Here is a 17,008-nt window from a genome sequence, read left to right as displayed (position 1 = left end):
GTCTTCGGCGCTCAGCTCGGGGTGACGGGCAGCGGTCTGCCGGAAAGCGAACGTCCGGATCGCAGGATGCGCTCGGCGACCTGCTGGATGGCGGCCGAGGCTGCGTCCTCCGGAGCGCGGCGTACGACCGGCTCGCCCGCGTCCCCGCCGCTGCGCAGTGCGGGGCTCAGCGGAACACGCGCGATCACCTCTACCGTCTCAGCGTCGGTGCTCAGCTTCCCCGCGATGCGGTCACCGCCGCCTGACCCGAACAGGTCGAACGTCGTGCCGTCGGGGAGGGTCATGGCGGTCATGTTCTCGACGACCCCCAGAACGCTCTGTCCCGTCTGCCTGGCGACCAGCCCGCTGCGTGCCGCCACCTCGGACGCGGCCGCCTGCGGAGTGGTGACGACCAGGACGTCGGCGTGCGGGAGCAACTGCCCGATCGAGATGGCGATATCGCCGGTGCCCGGCGGCATGTCGATGAGCAGCACGTCGAGGTCGCCGAAATACACCTCCGTGAGGAACTGCTGGATCGTGCGGTGGAGCATCGGCCCTCGCCACGCGACGGCGCTGCGGGCGGCGCCCTCGGGCAGGAACATGCCGATGGAGACGACCTTCACGTCGAAGGCGACCGGAGGGACGATGAGATCGTCGATCCTGGTGGGTCGCACACTCGCGCCGTCGGCGTCGACGAGTCCCAGCAGCGCCGGGATCGAGAAGCCGTGCACGTCCGCATCCACGACGCCCACGCGTCTGCCGCGATCCGCCAGCGCGACGGCGAGATTGGCGGTGAGCGTCGACTTGCCGACGCCCCCCTTGCCGCTCGTCACGGCGATCACACGCGTCAGCGACTCAGGGGTGAAGGGGTTGCCGCGCCGGCGGCCGCCGCGCAGACGGGTCGTGAGCGCCTCACGCTCCTCGGGGCTCATGACGCCCAGGACGACCTCGACCGGGGCGTCGCCGACGATGCGCTCGGCGGCGTCGCGCACGTCGCGTTCGATGCGATCGGATGCGGGGCAGCCGACGATCGTGAGGGCCACAGCGACGCGCACGCCGCCGTCAGCGCTCTCGCTGACCTCGCGCAGCATGTCGAGGTCGGCGAGGCTGCGTCTCAGCTCGGGATCGGTGACGGCGCCGACCGCCTCCCGTACCCGGGCGACGCGGTCGGTCTCAGAGTTCACGGGCTTCGCGCTCCGCCTTCTCGCGGCGTTCGGCCCGACGGCGCTTCTCCTCGCGCTCCGCGCGGACCTGCTCCGGCTCCTCACCGGCGCCGTGCGCCTGCAGATCCTCCAGCAGCGCGCGTAGCTCGTCGCGGAGCACCTCGCGCGTCACCGACTCGCTCGAGACGTCGGTCAGCGCCATCCGCAACGCGACGATCTCGCGGGCGAGGTACTCGGTGTCGGCGAGGTTGCGCTCCGCGCGCTGACGGTCCTGCTCGATCTGCACCCTGTCTCGGTCGTCCTGTCGGTTCTGCGCGAGCAGGATGAGCGGGGCGGCGTAGGAGGCCTGCAGCGAGAGCACGAGGGTCAGAGCCGTGAAGCCGTTGTCCGAGGAGTCGAAGCGCAGCTCCGGCGGCAGGATGGTGTTCCAGGCGAGCCAGGCGGCGCAGAACGCACTCAGGCCCACGAGGAACCACGGGGTTCCCATGCCGCGGGCGATCACCTCGGTGAAGCGGCCGAACCGGTCGCGTGAGGGCTGCGGGGACCGCGACAGCATCCCACCCCGCCCGCGGGGTGCATCCAGCGCCCCCTTGCGAGGCGATCGGGCCATCATTGCGGCCGTCCTTCCGAGTCACCGGTGCGCCAGTCTTCAGGAAGCAGATAGTCGAGCACATCGTCGACGCTGACGGCGCCGACGAGGCGCTGTGCGGAGTCGACGACGGGAACCGAGACGAGGTTGTAGGTCGCCAGCAGACGCGCGACGACGGCAGCGGAGGCGGTGGCGGGCACGGGCTCGAGCGAATCGTCGAGCAGCGCGCCGAGCCGCTCGTGCGGGGGATAGCGCAGCATCCGCTGGAAGTGCACCGTGCCGAGCAGTCGGCCGGTGGGCGTCTCGTAGGGAGGGAGCGTCACGAACACGGCGGCAGCGAGGGCCGGGTGCGTCTCGTGGCGGCGGATGAGCGCGAGCGCCTCGGCGATCGTGTTGTCCGCGGACAGCACGATCGGCTCGGGCGTCATGAGTCCGCCCGCGGTGTCCGGCCCGTACTGCAGGAGGGCGCGCACGTCCTCCGCCTCATCGGGCTCCATGAGCTCGAGCAGCTCCTCGCGCTGCTCGGCCGGCAGCTGGGCGAGCACGTCGGCGGCGTCGTCGGGCTCCATCGCGTCGAGGATGTCGGCCGCGCGCTCGTCGCCGAGAGCCTCGAGGATGTGCACCTGCTCCTCTTCCGGCATCTCTTCCAGGGCGTCGGCGAGGCGGTCGTCGGGAAGCTCCTCCGCGACCTCGAGGAGGCGGTCTTCGGGGAGATCCAGCAGGGTGTTGGCGAGGTCGGCGGCCTTGAGTTCGGCGTAGCTGGCGACCAGCCGTTCCGCGGACTGCGCCTCGCCGCGGGTCTGGCCGTCGTTGACGTCGTGCCAGGAGGCGAAGGTGGTCGCGCCCTTCGCGAAGGGCGACGGGCTCGTCTTGGGCTTGCGCAGGAAGAGCTGGGACACGTCCCATTCGCCGAGGCGGTTGCGTTCGATCGCGACATCCTCGATGACGGCCTGCCCCGAGCCGTCGCGCAGTGACACCTTGCGCCCGACGAGTTCCGCCAGAACCCGCACCTCGCCGCCGCGCTGCTGGAAGCGGCGCACGTTGATGAGGCCGGTGGTGATCACCTGGCCGGTCTCGATCGAGGTGACCCTCCCGATCGAGACGAAGACATGGCGTCGTCCGGGGATCTCGATGACGAGGCCGATCACGCGGGGAGCGTCGTCGGCGCGGTAGATCACGACGACGTCGCGCACACGGCCGAGTCGGTCACCGGCGGGATCGAAGACCGCGCATCCGGCCAGACGCGCGACGAAAACCCGCTGTGTGCTCACTCGTCCAGCCTAGCCCCGGGCTCGATGAGCACGCCGGGAGCGCTCCGGTTCGGCGTGGGAAGATGGGGTGATGAGCAACCAGGGTGCACCGTTCTCGCAAGGCTCCGCCGAGACGGGCGAGACCGTCGCCTCGTTCACGCATTACGAGGGGGCGCAGAAGGCCGTGTCCGCTCTCATCGCCGCCGAGGTGCCGGCCAAGGAGATCGCGATCGTGGGTGCGGGTCTGCGCTCGATCGAACGCATCACCGGCCGGCTCGGCTACGCCACGGCCGCCAGGTCGGGCGCGATCAACGGCCTCATGCTCGGCGTGCTCTTCTCGTTCATCTTCGTGCTCGGCTCGCCCACGGTGCAGATCCAGGCGTTCGTGGGCGTGCTGCTGGTCGGCATCGCGATCGGCATGCTGCTGAACATCCTGATGTTCTCGATCGTGCGCCGTCGGCGCGACTACGCCTCCGTCATGCAGGTCGTCGCGGACCACTACGAGGTGAAGGTGGCGCCCACGAGCGTGCACAAGGCGCGTACCGCGCTCGGCACCGCGCCGACCGCGGCGCGTCCGGCCTCGGCAGCGCCGCGCAGCGACACTCCACCGCGTTACGGCGAGCGGATCACGCCCGGTTCTCCGTCGCCCCAGACGCCGCCCGTCGAGCGGCCCGCCACGCCAGGGGCGCAGCCGGGCCAGGACGACGACCGCGCCTGAGCGCGCCGCATCCGGCCCGACCGCCCTCCGTCAGCTCGACAGGCGAGCGATCCACGCCTCGATCTCATCGGCGGTGCGAGGGATGCCCGCGGACAGGTTGACGGGGCCCTCGGCCGTCATGAGGATGTCGTCCTCGATGCGCACCCCGATGCCGCGCAGTTCCTCGGGGACGGTGAGGTCGTCGGCCTGGAAGTAGAGGCCGGGCTCGATCGTGAAGACCATCCCCGGTGCCAGCTCGCCCTCGTAGTACATGTCACGGCGCGCCTGTGCGCAGTCGTGCACGTCGAGGCCGAGGTGGTGGCTCGTGCCGTGCACCATGTATCGCCGATGCTGGCCGCCGTGATCGGCGTCCAACGCCTCCTGGGCCGTGACCGGGATGAGGCCCCACTCGGCAACACGGGCGGCGATGACCGACATGGCCGCCTCGTGGATCTCGCGGAACTTCACGCCGGGGCGAGCGGCGGCGAACGCGACGTCGGCGGCCTCGCGCACGGTCTCGTACACGCGGCGCTGCACCTCGGTGAAGCGCCCGTTCACCGGCAGCGTGCGGGTGATGTCGGCGGTGTAGAGGCTGTCCACCTCGACACCGGCGTCGATCAGGATCAGATCGCCCGGCAGAACGCGGCCGTCGTTGCGGGTCCAGTGTAGGTAGCAGGCGTGTGCCCCGGAAGCGGCGATCGTGTCGTAGCCCTCCCCGTTGCCGTCACTCCGAGCTCGCTGGTGGAAGACACCCTCCACGACGCGTTCGCCGCGAGGGTGGGTGACGATGCGGGGAAGCTCTCGGACGATGTCGTCGAAGCCGGCGCCGGTGACATCCACCGCCAGCTGCAACTGGGCGATCTCGTGTTCGTCCTTGATGAGGCGCAGCTCCGACACGATGCGGCTGAGCTCGGCGTCCTCGTCGACCACGCGGTCAGCGTCGCTCGCGGTGAAGGCATCGAGATGAGCCGTCGCGATCGCGAGATCCGCCGCGACCTGCGCCAGCGAGGGGCGCGGACCGATCCAGAACTCGCCCACACTCGCATCGGCGTAGAACTCGCTCGTGGTGCGGTCGGCGCGCTCGCGGAAGTAGAGCATCACGTCGTGGCCCTCGTCGCCACGGGGCTCGAAGACGAGCACGGAACCCGGTTCGCTGTCCGCGCCCCATCCGGTCAGGTGGGCGAACGCGGAATGCGCACGGAACGGGTAGTCGGTGTCGTTGCTGCGCTGCTTCAGCTCGCCCGCGGGGATCACGAGGCGCGAGCCCGGGAACAGCGCGGAGAGTGCGACGCGACGTGCGGCGGCGTAGGCCGCTTCGATGCGCGGCGGAGCGATCGTCTCCGGGGGCTCGGCCCATCCGGTCGAGATCGTCGACAGGAATCCCTGGGGGAAAGGCTGCTTGCGGTTCGAGACGACCGGCTCTTCAGCGGTCGAGGGTGAGGTGTCCGTGGATTCCGACATGGCTCCAGTCTCCCACCCTCCTCGACGGCTCGCTCAGCCGGTGCGCTCGTACTGCACGACGAGCGGCCGATGGTCGCTGCCGGCGTCGTCCATCCCGCTCAGCACGACAGAGCCGGTGGGGGTCCACTGGGGCGTGGCGAGCACGTGGTCGATCGGCGCGCCCGCCAGGGCGGGGAGGTCGGTGGGCCAGGTGCCGACCGAGCCGTTGCCCGTCTGCGATGCCGCATCCCGGCAGGCGCCGAGCGTTCCGCCGTCGGTTCCGAGTCCGGCCATGTGATCGAGGGTCGCGTTGAAGTCGCCCGCCATGATGACGTCCCCGCCCGCGCACTGGTCGGCGAGCCACTGCAGGTCGTGGCGCCAGTGCTCCATCTGATCCTCGCGAGGCGCGACCGCGTGGGCGGCGACGACGGTGGGACCGTTGCCGTCTGTCGGCATCGCGACGGCGCTGGGCACCGTGCTCGTGCCCTCCTGCGAGGAGGCGATGACGGAGTAGGTGCCGAGCGACGGGCTGATGAGCAGCGTCGTCGAATCCGCCGCCCACCCGTCGGTGCCGTACTCGGTGTGGTGCGCCCACATGGGGCTGCCGAGATCCCGCATCGCGACCGCGACTTCGGCGCCCGTCTCGATCGTGGTCTCGGGAAGGCTCACGATGTCCGCGCCCATGGCGATGGCGGTCTGCGCGATCGTCTGCGGCGAGGTGGCATCTCCGGCGGTGTTCCAGGTCATGACCCGGATGCTGTTCTCGGTCTTCGCGGGCAGCGCCGTCGTGCCCGTGCCGCGCGAGACGATGATCGTCGCGTTGGCGCCGACGGCGAGCACCGCGACCAGAGCGACGGGGAGCACGACGCGACGCACCGGACGAGCGGCCGACAGCAGCAGCGCGACGACGGCGAGAGCCGCGAACGCCAGCGCGACGAGGGATCGGAACGACACGATCTGGGTGAGCGGAAAGGTCCGCGAGAGGCGGAAGAACTCCGGCCAGGTGAGGACGGCCGCCGCGATCGCGCAGAGCAGGCTCAGCAGGATTCCCAGCAGACGTGACACCCTCCGAGCCTAGGCAGCCGACCTGAGCGTCGGCCGCACGCAGCAGGGCGCACCAGCGTGCGCGGTACGCTCGGGGGATGAGTGCAGACGGCCGCGTATCGACGCCTGCCGACCTGCATCTGCACTCCACCCGCTCGGACGGCACGGAGTCGCCGGCCGAGGTCATGCGCCAGGCGCGTGCGGCGGGGCTGGCCACGGTGTCGCTCACCGACCACGACACGACGGCGGGGTGGGCCGAGGCGGCAGACGAAGCCGTGCGACTGGGTATGACGTTCCTGCCGGGGATGGAGATGAGCGCACGGCAGGGCTGGCGCAGCGTCCACGTCCTCGCGTACCTGTTCGACCCCACGGACACGGCGTTGACGGCGGAGCTCGCCCGCATCCGGGACGATCGCATCGGCCGCGCGGAACGGATCGTGGCGAGCCTCGCGCGCGACTACGACCTCACCTGGGCGGACGTACTCGCCCAGACGGGCGCCGGGGCCACCGTGGGGCGCCCGCACATCGCGGATGCACTCGTCGCGCGCGGGATCGTCTCCGATCGCGGTGCCGCGTTCGACGGCGTGCTGCACCCGCGCGCGGGTTACTACGAGCCGCACTACGCGCCCGACCCGCTGACCGCCGTCGACCTCGTGGTGGCCGCGGGCGGTGTGCCGATCATCGCTCACCCGACGCCGCACGGTCGCGACCGGATGCTGCCGATGCCCGTGATCGACGAGCTCATCGCGCACGGGCTGGGCGGTTTCGAGATCGAGCACCGCGAGAACACCTCCGACGGCAAGGCGGTGCTGCGCCGCGTCGCGGAAGAGAACGGGCTCATCGTCACCGGTTCCAGCGACTATCACGGCGCGGGCAAACCCAATCGACCGGGCGAGAACACCACGTCGGCCGAGATGCTCGCGCGGATCATCGCCCGCGCAAGCGGCAGCGCGCCGATCCACCCCTGAGGGGGACCGGCGCGCTGCGAAGCGTCAGGCGGACGGGGCCGATGCGTCGGGGCGGGGGCCGCGGCGACGCCGGCGACGCCGTGCGGCCGGCTTTCCGTCGTGGTGCTCGGCACCGCCACCGTCGTGCGTGCCGCCGCCGTCGGTGCGGGGGCTCTCGGAGCCGGATGCGGCGGGGGCGGCGGACGCATCGGAGTTCGCGCCCGTGCGCCGGCGACGGCGCGTGCGGGGAGCCGCGTCCGCGGCGGGCGCATCGCCCGACACGGTCGTGACGGTCGCCGTGGCGGGAGCCTTGCGCAGACGTCCCTTCGTTCCCTCGGGGATGTCGAGGTCGGCGAACAGGTGCGGGCTCGACGAGTAGGTCTCGACGGGCTCGGGCTGTCCGAACTCGAGTGCGCGGTTGATGAGGGCCCACTTGTGCAGGTCCTCCCAGTCCACGAAGGTCACCGCGATGCCGGTGCGGCCGGCGCGTCCGGTGCGGCCGGCGCGGTGCAGGTAGGTCTTTTCGTCGTCCGGGATGGTGTGGTTGATCACGTGGGTGACGTCGTCGACGTCGATGCCGCGCGCGGCCACATCCGTCGCGATGAGGACGTCCTTCTTGCCCGCCTTGAACGCCGCCATCGACCGCTCGCGCGATTCCTGGCTCATGTCGCCGTGCACAGCGCCGGCGTTGAAGCCGCGGTCGTTGAGCTCGTCCACCAGTCGCTGCGCCGCGCGCTTCGTGCGCGTGAACACGACGGTCTTGCCGCGGCCTTCGGCCTGCAGGATGCGGGCGATGATCTCGTCTTTGTCCAGGCTGTGCGCGCGGTAGACCAGGTGGCGGATGTTCGCCTGTGTCAGCCCCTCATCGGGGTCGTTGGCCCGGATGTGGATGGGGTTGGACATGAAGCGTCGCGCGAGCGCGACGATCGGCCCGGGCATCGTCGCAGAGAACAGCTGCGTGTGCCGCACGGCGGGAACCTTGGAGAAGATCTTGTCGATGTCGGGCAGGAAGCCGAGATCGAGCATCTTGTCGGCCTCGTCCAGGACGACCTCTGTCGCGTGGGAGAGATCGAGCAGACGCTGGTTCGCGAGGTCGATGAGCCGGCCCGGCGTGCCGACGACGATCTGTGCGCCGGCCTTGAGCTGGTCGATCTGGCCCTCGTAGGCCTTGCCGCCGTAGATGGCGACGACGCTGGTGCTGCGGCCGGAGGTCAACAGGTCCATGTCCTCGTAGACCTGCACCGCGAGCTCGCGGGTGGGAACCACGATGAGAGCCTTCACGCCGGGCTCCGGCGAGGCGCCGAGGCGCTGCACGACGGGGATGCCGAAGCCGAAGGTCTTGCCGGTGCCGGTCTTGGCCTGGCCGATGATGTCCTGCCCGGGCAGGGAGAGCGGAATGGTCTGCTCCTGGATGGGGAACGCGTCGGCGATGCCGCGAGCGGCGAGAACGTCGACGATGTCCTGGTCGACGCCGAGCTCGGCGAAAGTCGTCACAATATGCACCTGTCTGGTTGTGGGCGCGGAAGGCGCCGCCGGATGTCCGCGCCCTTGTCAGCCCCAGGCGCGCAGGTCCCGATCCGATGCCGGGACCCCACCAGGATACCGGAGCGCGCCCTCGGCTCCGCCTGGCGCTCCGGCGCGCGGGCGAGGAACCTTCTAGGCTGGTCGTGTGTGGGAATGGTTCCGACGTCGTTCGAGGCCCGCGGGCCGCACGCTGCGCCTGCGCTCGCGCGGGGAGTACGACGGCATCACACGCGTCGACTTCGCCGAGCTCGCCCCCGACACCGACACGTTCCTCGGGCAGGCCGCTTATCTTCAGCTCGGCTTCTTCGAGACCCTGACCGAACTCATTGCGCTGACTCCCGAACTCGCTCGCAAGGAGGCGATCTCGCGTGCTGCGGGCGCGGCGTTGCGCAAGCACGAGGAGCTCGTCGCCGTCATCCGTGATCGTGACGAGGATCCGACGGCCCTGATGCTGCCCTTCCGCGAGCCGCTCGACGCGTTCCGCGCCGAGGTGCACGGCGTGCGCTGGCCTGAGACGATGCTCTCGGTTCATCTGACCGCGGGCATGCTCGACGACTTCTACCTTGCGCTCTCGGCGAGCTACGGCGAAACGGGGCTCCGCGTCGCCCGCGCGCTGGAGGCGGACGATGCTCGCAGTGCGCTCGTCGACATCCTGCTCGAGACCCTCGGCGAGAGCGAGGAGTGGCCGTCGCTGCTCGCACTGTGGGGACGCCGTCTCGTCGGCGACACTCTGCTGATCGCACGCGCAGCGCTCAAGGGCACCGAGAACACGACGGCGATCCAGGAAACGGTCGAGCCCGTGTTCACCGAGCTGATGGCGGCGCACGCGCGCCGTATGGAGTCGCTGGGCCTGTCCTCCTGACCGGCGGCGCGGCCGGCCTCAGTCCGTGACGGCGGCGACCGCCTCGATCTCGACGAGCTGATCGTCGTAGCCGAGAACCGTCACTCCCATCAAGGTGCTCGGCGCATCGTGATCACCGAACGCGTCCCGGACGACCTCCCACGCCGTGACGAGGTCGCTCTGGCGTGCCGAGGCGACCAGCACGCGGGTGCTGACGACGTCGTGCAGTCCGGCGCCGGCGGCCGCGAGGGCCTCGGTGAGCGTCTGGATGCATCGAGACGCCTGACCGGCGTAGTCGCCCACCGCGACGGTGGAACCGTCGTCGGCGAGCGGGCACGCTCCCGCCAGGAAGATGAAGCGGGTGCCGGCGGGCGCGGTGGCGGCGTAGGCGTACTCGGCCACATCACTCAACTGCTGCGCGCGGATGAGGCGCACGGCGGAAGCGCTCATCGGTTCAGCCGATGTGCAGGCGCTGACGCTCGCGGGCGTCGTGCGCCGAGCGGACGCGCTCCAGCACCACGAGCACGGGCACGACGACGACCGGTGCGGCGACCAGCGTCGCCAGCCACAGCCAGGGCTCCGCCGTGGTGACCCCGGCCCAGGTCAGCGCGAGCCACACGGCCCCGCCGACGAACGCGCCGATCATCGGTGCGAGAGCGACGCCGCGCAGCTCACGACCGCGGAGGGCGAAGTGCGCCGCGGTACCCACGGCCGCGCCGTAGATCAGCGCGAGCAGGATCTCCATCGCTCAGGCGACGAAGCCGACCCGACGGGCCTCTTCGGTGCCGAGCTCGACATAGGCCAGGCTCGCGGCGGGGACGATGTAGGAGTTGCCCTTGGTGTCGGCGAACGACACGAACGGAGCTCCGGAGCCGAGCGCGTCGGCGAGCGACTTCTTCACGTCGTCGGCTGCCTGGTCGGTCTCGAAGTTGAGCTCGCGGCCGGTGTTCGCGATGCCGATGCGGATCTCCACGGATGTCGCCTCTCTCGTCTGTCTTCGGGGACGTTCCGACTCTACGGCACCGCAGAATGCCGACGCCCGGCGGGGCCGGTGCCGGTGCACGCTGTGGGCGAACGCGTCGCACCGGGCCGGTGTCGCCGGGGCGCGTTAGCGTTTTGCCGATGCCTCTTCTCTCCGCTTCCGCGAGCGCCGCGGCCGACGCCGAGCCGGTGTTCGAGGCGCCCGATTGGGACGCCTCGCAGCGAGCGGTGCTGGATGCGGACCCGGACCAGTCGCTGGTGGTCGTCGGTGCGCCGGGGTCGGGCAAGACCGCCCTGCTGATCGCCCGCGTGGCGCAGCTCACGGCTCGGGGGCTCGCCCCGGACGAGGTGCTGGCGCTCACCTCGACGCGCCAGAGCGCGACCGCGCTGCGCGACCGCCTCTCGCTGGCGATGACGGGCGCCCGATCGGGCGCGCCCGCGCGGTCGGTGGCCTCTCTCTCATTCGAGATCGTGCGCGCCCACGAGGTGCTCCGCCAGCGACCGGCTCCGCGTCTTCTGACGGGAGCGGACGACGATCAGATCGTGCACGACCTGCTGCGCGGCGACGAGCTCGACGAGCAGGACGGCGTCGCATCGCGCTGGCCGGAGGGCTTCGGTGCCGCGGTGCGCTCGTCGCGCGCCTTTCGCAGCGAGCTGCGGGCCTTCCTCGCCGAGTGCACGACCTGGGGCGTCGACGCGGCGGAGCTCGCCGCGTTGTCCGCATCCGAGGGCATACCGGTGTGGACAGCGCTCAGTTCGTTCCTCGTCGAGTACGACGATGCTCGCGGCCATCTGCGTTCCTCGCACCGTGACGCGGCGGGGTTGGTCGCCGAGGCCGTGGGACTGCTGGGTCGGCTCGATGCGACGGACCCGGCGCTCGCGGTGGTGCGGCGCCTGCGGGCCGTGCTGGTCGACGACGCGCAGGAGCTCACCCCGGGGGCTGTCGCCCTGCTGGAGGCTCTGCGCGAGCGGGGGATCGCGGTCACGGCCTTCGGTGATCCCGACATCGGCTCGGGCGCCTTCCGCGGCGCGCGTCCCGAGCACTTCTCGCGTCTGGCCGCATCCCTCGGACGCACGGCGGTGCTTGAGCGGGCTCATCGCGGAACCGTACTGCAGACGGATGCCGTGCGGCGGGTCACGAGCAGGATCGGCGCCGCGGGGGTCGTCGCCCACCGGCGGGCGCCGGAGGGCGCGCCCGCGGACGACAGTCTGCGCGTCTATCTCGCACGCTCCGCTCCCGAGGAGCACGATCTCATCGCGCGTGTGCTGCGCGAACGGCACCTGCGTGACGGGGTGGCGTGGGCGGACTGCGCCGTGATCGCACACGATTCGCGGCAGGTCGCCGCCCTGGAGGCGGAGCTTGGCGCGCGGGAGGTGCCTGCCCGCGCGCCGGGTCTCGTCGAACCGTTGGGAACGCGGGGGAGTGTGAGGCGCCTGCTCACGGTCGTCCGCGCGGCGGCGGAGGACATCGATCCGGCAGAGACCCTGCTGGCCGCCGGCTTCGACCCCGTCGATCTCCGAAGGCTCCGTGCGGCACTTCGTCGCGCCGAGGTGCTCGTGGCAGGCACGAGATCCGCCGCTCAGCTGCTCGCGGACGCACTGCGCGAGCCCGCGCGCCTGGAGGCGCTGGGAACGCGCGAGGGATCACGTGCGGCAGCGATCGCCGCGACGCTCGCGCAGCTGCGAGACGAGCTCCGCCGCGGGGCCGCCGCGCACGAGCTGCTGTGGACCGCCTGGTCGCGCAGCGGACTCGAGGCCGCGTGGTCGGCGCTCGCGCGCGGATCGGGTCCGCTCGCCGAGCAGGCCGACCGTGACCTGGATGCGGTCGTGGCACTCTTCCAAGCCGCCAAACGCTTCGGCGAGCGTGCCGAGGAGGGGGGTCCCCGCGACCCGATGGTCTTCGTGCGCGGTGTCCTCGACAGCGACGTGGCGGAGGACCTCTTCGCCCCGCCGAGCCGCCGGGAGCGGGTGCAGGTGCTCACACCGGCGGCGGCGTTGGGCACCGAGTTCGACACCGTCGTGATCGCCGGGATGCAGGAGGGCGTCTGGCCCAACACGCGTCTGCGCGGCACCCTGCTGCAGGCGTGGCGGCTCGCGGAGGCGCGTATGGGCGCGGCGGCCGCGAGTACGCGCGATCGGCGGCGAGAGGTGCTGCACGACGAGTTGCGTCTGTTCGCCCGGGCGCTGTCCCGCGCACGCAGTCGCGTGGTGGTGACCGCGGTCTCGGACGACGCATCGGTGCCGAGCCCTCTCCTGGAACTGCTGCCCGACGCCCAGCCGGCGCCTACCCGTCATCCACTCTCTCTGCGCGGACTCGTCGCCGCGCATCGACGCACGCTCACCACGGCGACCGCTCCGGCGGTCCGCTCGCACGCCGCCGGGCAACTCGTCCTGTTGGCCGACGCCCGGGTCGCCGGCGCTGCGCCCGCGCAGTGGTACGGCATGGCTGCGGCAACCTCCCAGGCGCCGCTGCACGACGCCTCCGAGACGTCCGTGCGACTCTCGCCCTCGCGGCTCGAGGCGCTGGAGACGTGTCAACTCGACTGGGTCATCGCGGATCTCGGCGGAGCGCGCACCCAGACGACGGCCGGCCTCGGGACGCTCCTGCACCACGCGATGGAGACCGCGGGACCGGACGAGGACTCTCTCTGGCGGGCTGTCGAAGAGCGCTGGGACGAACTGGAGTTCGATGCGCCGTGGCGCGAGTGCGTCGAACGCGACCGCGCGCGCGACCTCGTGCGGCGGCTCTCGGCCTACCTCCGGGACTTCGAGGCCCGCGGCGGGACGCTCCTCGGAGCGGAGTCGCGGTTCGAGGTGCCGCTGCCGCACCCGGCGGGCGACGACGCGCAGCCCATGGTGCTGTCGGGAACCATCGACCGCGTCGAGCTCCTGCCCGACGGCCGTGTGGAGATCGTGGACCTCAAGACCGGGCGCTCCGTGCCGAGCACGGACGAGAAGGTGGCCGACAATGCGCAGTTGGCGGCCTACCAGCTCGCGGTGGATGCGGGCATGGTGCCCGACGCGCAAGGGCGTGACAGTGCGGGCGCCAAGCTGCTGGTGCTGCAGCCGACGTCGTCGCGGTCGATCTTCGCGACGCCCACACAGCCGCCCCTCGACGACGCGGCGCGTGCTGCGTTCCTCGGCCGCCTGAACGCCGCGGCGACGGTGATGAGTGCGCGCTCCTTCGAGGCGCACTATGAGACGCACTGTCGCGATGACTTCTCGCACGGCGTGTGCCGCATCCACACCGTCGCGCCGGTGAGCGCGCCGTGACCGCGTTGATCAGTGCGGCGGCGATCGCCGCCGCACTCGGGCAGTTCCCGCCCACGGACGAACAGGCGGCCGTGATCGAGTCCGATCTCGAACCGGCGCTCGTGGTCGCGGGAGCCGGCAGCGGCAAGACCGAGACGATGGCGGGACGCGTCGTGTGGCTCGTCGCGAACGGTCTCGTCCGCCGCGACCAGATCCTGGGGCTCACCTTCACGCGCAAAGCGGCGGGGAAGCTGGCCGAGCGCATCCAGCGCCGGCTGGCGCGTCTCGCGGAGTTCGAGCGGCGCGGCCTGCTCGGCAGTCTCGAGGATCTCCACCGCCGCGGCGAGCTCGCGGGATTCGGTGAGATCGAGCGGTCCGGCGGATCCGACGACGATCGACGAAGACTGCTGGATCGTCTCGCCGAGGAGCGGATGACCGCCGCCGCGTCCGCCGACGACGCCGACGATCTGCTCGACCGGCCCACGGTCTCGACGTACAACAGCTTCGCCGACGGCATCGTCCGCGAACACGCGGCCCGCATCGGGCGCGATGCGGAAGCCGTCGTGCTGTCCGAGTCCGCCGCGTGGCTGCTGATGCGGAGCACGGTGCTCGCCTCGGACGATCCGGAGCTCGAGACGACGGAGGAGTCGCTGCGGACCCTCGTCGATCGTGCGCTGCGCATCGCGCGCGACGCCGTCGACAACCTCGTCGATCTCGATGACCTCGAGCGATTCCCCGAGACGTTCGCGCGCGTCGTGGACATCCCCTCGGAGAACGCGCGCACCACGGTCTACAAGGACGTGCTGGACGACGTCGCCGCCGTCGGCAAGCTCTCGCTCTACGCACGCCTCGCCCGCGAGTACGACCAGAACAAGCGCCGGACCGGGGTGATCGACTTCGCGGATCAGGTGGCCGGCGCTTACGAGATCGTGCGAGGCGATCCGCGACTGGTCGAAGAGCTGCGTGACCAGTACCGCGTGGTGCTGCTGGATGAGTATCAGGACACCTCGGTGGTGCAGAGCCTTCTGCTGTCGACGCTGTTCGCCGACTCGGCGGTCATGGCGGTGGGAGATCCTCACCAGGCGATCTACGGGTGGCGCGGTGCGAGCGCCGGCAACCTGGCGGGGTTCGGCGCGTCGTTCTTGGCGCACGGCACGTGCGCCCGTTTCGACCTGCTCACGAGCTGGCGCAACTCCCCGGCCGTGCTGAACGCGGCCACCGCCGTTCTGGCGCCGCTCGCCGAACGCAGTGCCGTCGCCGTGGGCACCCTGCGCGCGAGGCTCGGGGCAGACGACGGACGGGTCGAGATCGTGACCGAGCCCGACCTGGAGAGCGAGGCGGATGCGGTCGCACGCTGGTTCGCCGAGGTCATCCGAGAGCGCGGGGCCCAGGGACGTTCCACGACCGGAGCCGTGCTCTTCCGTGCCAAGAAGCACATGCCGCGATTCGCCGAGGCGCTGGCCCGCCACGGCATCCCGCATCGCGTTCTCGGCCTCGGCGGACTGCTGAGCACCCCCGAGATCGTCGACATCGTCAGCGCGTTGCGCGTCGTCAGCGATCCGACGCAGGGCTCCGCCCTCATCCGTCTGCTGAGCGGTCCGCGATGGGCGATCGGGTTGGCGGACCTGTCCGCACTGAACGATCTCGCCCGACGGCAAGTGCGCCAGCAGGCCGCCGGCGAGGGCGAGCCGGACCTGCTGGCGCGGCTGCGTCAGAGCGCGCGCGCCGAGACCGGATCTCTCATCGACGCCCTCGATCTGTTCACGAGACTCCGTCCGGACCACGCCTGGTTCCAGACGTTCACTCCCACCGCACGCGACCGACTGCGAGAGGCGGCGGCGGTGTTCGCCGGGCTCCGGCAGGTGGCGGCGACCCTGCCCCTGACGGAGCTGGTGCGGGCGATCGAGGTGGAGCTGCGACTGGACGTCGAACTCGCCGCCAACGAGAGCCGCGGACCGGCGCGGACGGCCACCGCCCAGGTGCGGGCGTTCGTCGACGAGGTCAACGCATTCCTCGCGGCCGACGAGCACGGTTCTTTGACGAGTCTGCTGGCTTGGCTCGAGCACGCCGAGCGCAGCGACGACCTGGCCCCCCGGAGCGATCCGCCGGAGTCCGACGTGGTTCAGTTGCTGACGATCCACGGTTCGAAGGGGCTCGAGTGGGATGCGGTCGCGGTCGTCCGGCTCGTGGAGGGCGAGCTGCCCTCCACGCCGAAAGAGATCAAGGGCTGGCTCGGCGCGGGGGTCTTGCCCTACGCCTTCCGGGGAGACTCCGCCTGGCTGCCCGTGTATTCATGGCAGGGTGCCGAGAGCCAGCAGCAGCTGCGCGATCGCCGCACCGCGTTCGTCGGGGCCCACCGTGAGCGCGCGCTCGAGGAGGACCGGCGTCTCGCATACGTGGCGGTCACACGTGCCCGCGACCACCTGCTGCTGAGCGGATCGCCGTGGGCCGGCACGACGCGGCCGCGGAGCTGCAGCCGGTTCACGATCGAGATCGCGCAGGCGCTCGGCCAAGACGATCCGCGCATCGATCCAGGGGAGAACCCGCTGGCGGATGCGGCTCGCACGATGCACTGGCCAATGGACGCGCTGGGGTCGCGCCGAGCGCGAGTGGCCGCCGCCGCCGCGGCGGTGGAGGCAGCCCGCGAGGATCCGGGTGAGGCCGACGACGAGCTCGCGCTGCTGCTGGCCGAGCGCACCGAACGCCAACGGTCCGCCCGTTCGGGGGCGCCGGTGCGCATTCCGGCATCCGCGTACAAGGACTTCGTCACGGATTACGACGCGGCTGTCGCCGCCCTCGAGCGCCCCATGCCGGAGCGGCCCTATCGACAGACCTCGCTCGGCACGCGGTTCCATGCGTGGGTGGAACGTCGTTCCGGAGTGAGCGCCTCCGCCTCGCTCGACGACCCGCTCTGGACGCCCGACACCGAGCAGAGCGGGGACGACGCGGACTTCGAGCGGCTCATCGAGATTTTCGAGGCGAGCGAGTGGGCGCCGCTCCAGCCGATCGAGGTCGAGACGGAGATCGACTTCCGCTACATCGGCATCGACGACCGCCCCCACGTCGTGGTGTGCAAGCTGGACGCGGTCTACCGCCGGGGCGATCGCATCGAGATCGTCGACTGGAAGACCGGTCGTGCCCCGCGGTCGGAGTCCGAGCGACGCGAGCGTCTGGTGCAGCTCGAGTTGTATCGTCAGGCCTACCACGCCCGGCACGGTGTTCCGATCGAGCAGATCGACGTGGCGCTCTACTACGTCGCCGACGATCTCGTCATTCGCGACTGAGCCGATGCTCGCGTCTG

Annotated in this window: 14 protein-coding genes; 5 read left to right on the top strand and 9 right to left on the bottom strand. The window is 71.2% G+C overall.

The genetic code is table 11. The features are described 5' to 3' along the window. Window positions 1-11: 11 nt before the first annotated feature. From AC1VNH_RS04390 to AC1VNH_RS04380, 3 genes are read right to left on the bottom strand one after another with little or no spacing between them, the layout of a single operon-like run. Window positions 12-1,163 carry an Mrp/NBP35 family ATP-binding protein gene (locus AC1VNH_RS04390; RefSeq protein WP_483110085.1) on the bottom strand — a complete coding sequence of 384 codons (1,152 nt, stop codon included), beginning with the start codon at window positions 1,161-1,163 and terminating at the stop codon, window positions 12-14. Beyond that, window positions 1,153-1,752 carry a DUF1003 domain-containing protein gene (locus AC1VNH_RS04385; RefSeq protein WP_137419144.1) on the bottom strand — a complete coding sequence of 200 codons (600 nt, stop codon included), beginning with the start codon at window positions 1,750-1,752 and terminating at the stop codon, window positions 1,153-1,155. Before AC1VNH_RS04385 ends, AC1VNH_RS04390 begins: the two co-directional genes overlap by 11 nt. Next, window positions 1,752-3,002, bottom strand: a complete 1,251-nt coding sequence (locus tag AC1VNH_RS04380) for a magnesium transporter MgtE N-terminal domain-containing protein (RefSeq protein ID WP_243227508.1) — start codon at window positions 3,000-3,002, stop codon at window positions 1,752-1,754. The genes AC1VNH_RS04385 and AC1VNH_RS04380 overlap by 1 nt, the downstream gene beginning before the upstream one ends. Window positions 3,003-3,072: 70 nt before the next feature. Between AC1VNH_RS04380 and AC1VNH_RS04375 the strand changes: the two genes are divergently transcribed. Further along, window positions 3,073-3,699: a YflT domain-containing protein gene (locus AC1VNH_RS04375; protein WP_483110084.1), complete on the top strand. Its 627-nt coding sequence runs from the start codon at window positions 3,073-3,075 to the stop codon at window positions 3,697-3,699. A 30-nt stretch (window positions 3,700-3,729) separates the two neighbouring features. Here AC1VNH_RS04375 and AC1VNH_RS04370 read toward each other — a convergent pair whose 3' ends face one another. Beyond that, window positions 3,730-5,139, bottom strand: a complete 1,410-nt coding sequence (locus AC1VNH_RS04370) for an aminopeptidase P family protein (RefSeq protein ID WP_483110083.1) — start codon at window positions 5,137-5,139, stop codon at window positions 3,730-3,732. 33 nt (window positions 5,140-5,172) lie between these two features. Beyond that, window positions 5,173-6,183: an endonuclease/exonuclease/phosphatase family protein gene (locus AC1VNH_RS04365; protein ID WP_483110082.1), complete on the bottom strand. Its 1,011-nt coding sequence runs from the start codon at window positions 6,181-6,183 to the stop codon at window positions 5,173-5,175. A gap of 77 nt (window positions 6,184-6,260) precedes the next feature. On the opposite strand from AC1VNH_RS04365, the gene AC1VNH_RS04360 reads away from it, so the two are divergent. Further along, window positions 6,261-7,130, top strand: coding sequence for a PHP domain-containing protein (locus tag AC1VNH_RS04360; RefSeq protein WP_483110081.1), 870 nt, complete (start codon window positions 6,261-6,263; stop codon window positions 7,128-7,130). A 24-nt stretch (window positions 7,131-7,154) separates the two neighbouring features. Here AC1VNH_RS04360 and AC1VNH_RS04355 read toward each other — a convergent pair whose 3' ends face one another. Continuing rightward, entirely contained in the window at window positions 7,155-8,603 is a 1,449-nt protein-coding gene (locus AC1VNH_RS04355) for a DEAD/DEAH box helicase (protein WP_483110080.1), read from the bottom strand. Window positions 8,604-8,778: 175 nt separating this feature from the next. On the opposite strand from AC1VNH_RS04355, the gene AC1VNH_RS04350 reads away from it, so the two are divergent. Then, a complete protein-coding gene (locus tag AC1VNH_RS04350; protein ID WP_460740563.1) occupies window positions 8,779-9,495 on the top strand; it encodes a ferritin-like fold-containing protein in 717 nt (238 codons plus the stop codon). 18 nt (window positions 9,496-9,513) lie between these two features. Here the strand turns inward: AC1VNH_RS04350 and AC1VNH_RS04345 are convergent, their stop codons facing one another. The 3 genes from AC1VNH_RS04345 to AC1VNH_RS04335 are packed head-to-tail and all read right to left on the bottom strand — an operon-like array spanning window position 9,514 to window position 10,447. After that, window positions 9,514-9,924, bottom strand: coding sequence for a RidA family protein (locus AC1VNH_RS04345; RefSeq protein ID WP_483110079.1), 411 nt, complete (start codon window positions 9,922-9,924; stop codon window positions 9,514-9,516). A 4-nt stretch (window positions 9,925-9,928) separates the two neighbouring features. After that, window positions 9,929-10,219: a GlsB/YeaQ/YmgE family stress response membrane protein gene (locus AC1VNH_RS04340; protein WP_483110078.1), complete on the bottom strand. Its 291-nt coding sequence runs from the start codon at window positions 10,217-10,219 to the stop codon at window positions 9,929-9,931. Between the two features lie 3 nt (window positions 10,220-10,222). After that, window positions 10,223-10,447 (bottom strand): DUF3107 domain-containing protein, encoded by a 225-nt coding sequence (locus AC1VNH_RS04335; protein ID WP_137417388.1) that lies wholly within the window; start codon window positions 10,445-10,447, stop codon window positions 10,223-10,225. Between the two features lie 149 nt (window positions 10,448-10,596). Between AC1VNH_RS04335 and AC1VNH_RS04330 the strand changes: the two genes are divergently transcribed. Next, window positions 10,597-13,728: an ATP-dependent helicase gene (locus AC1VNH_RS04330; RefSeq protein ID WP_483110077.1), complete on the top strand. Its 3,132-nt coding sequence runs from the start codon at window positions 10,597-10,599 to the stop codon at window positions 13,726-13,728. Beyond that, window positions 13,725-16,991 (top strand): UvrD-helicase domain-containing protein, encoded by a 3,267-nt coding sequence (locus AC1VNH_RS04325; RefSeq protein ID WP_483110076.1) that lies wholly within the window; start codon window positions 13,725-13,727, stop codon window positions 16,989-16,991. Before AC1VNH_RS04330 ends, AC1VNH_RS04325 begins: the two co-directional genes overlap by 4 nt. The last annotated feature ends 17 nt before the right edge of the window (window positions 16,992-17,008 follow it).

The organism is Microbacterium sp. KU4F (genome assembly GCF_056868075.1).
Note: the sequence above shows the minus strand (reverse complement) of the source record. Positions and strands in the feature narration are given on the sequence as shown.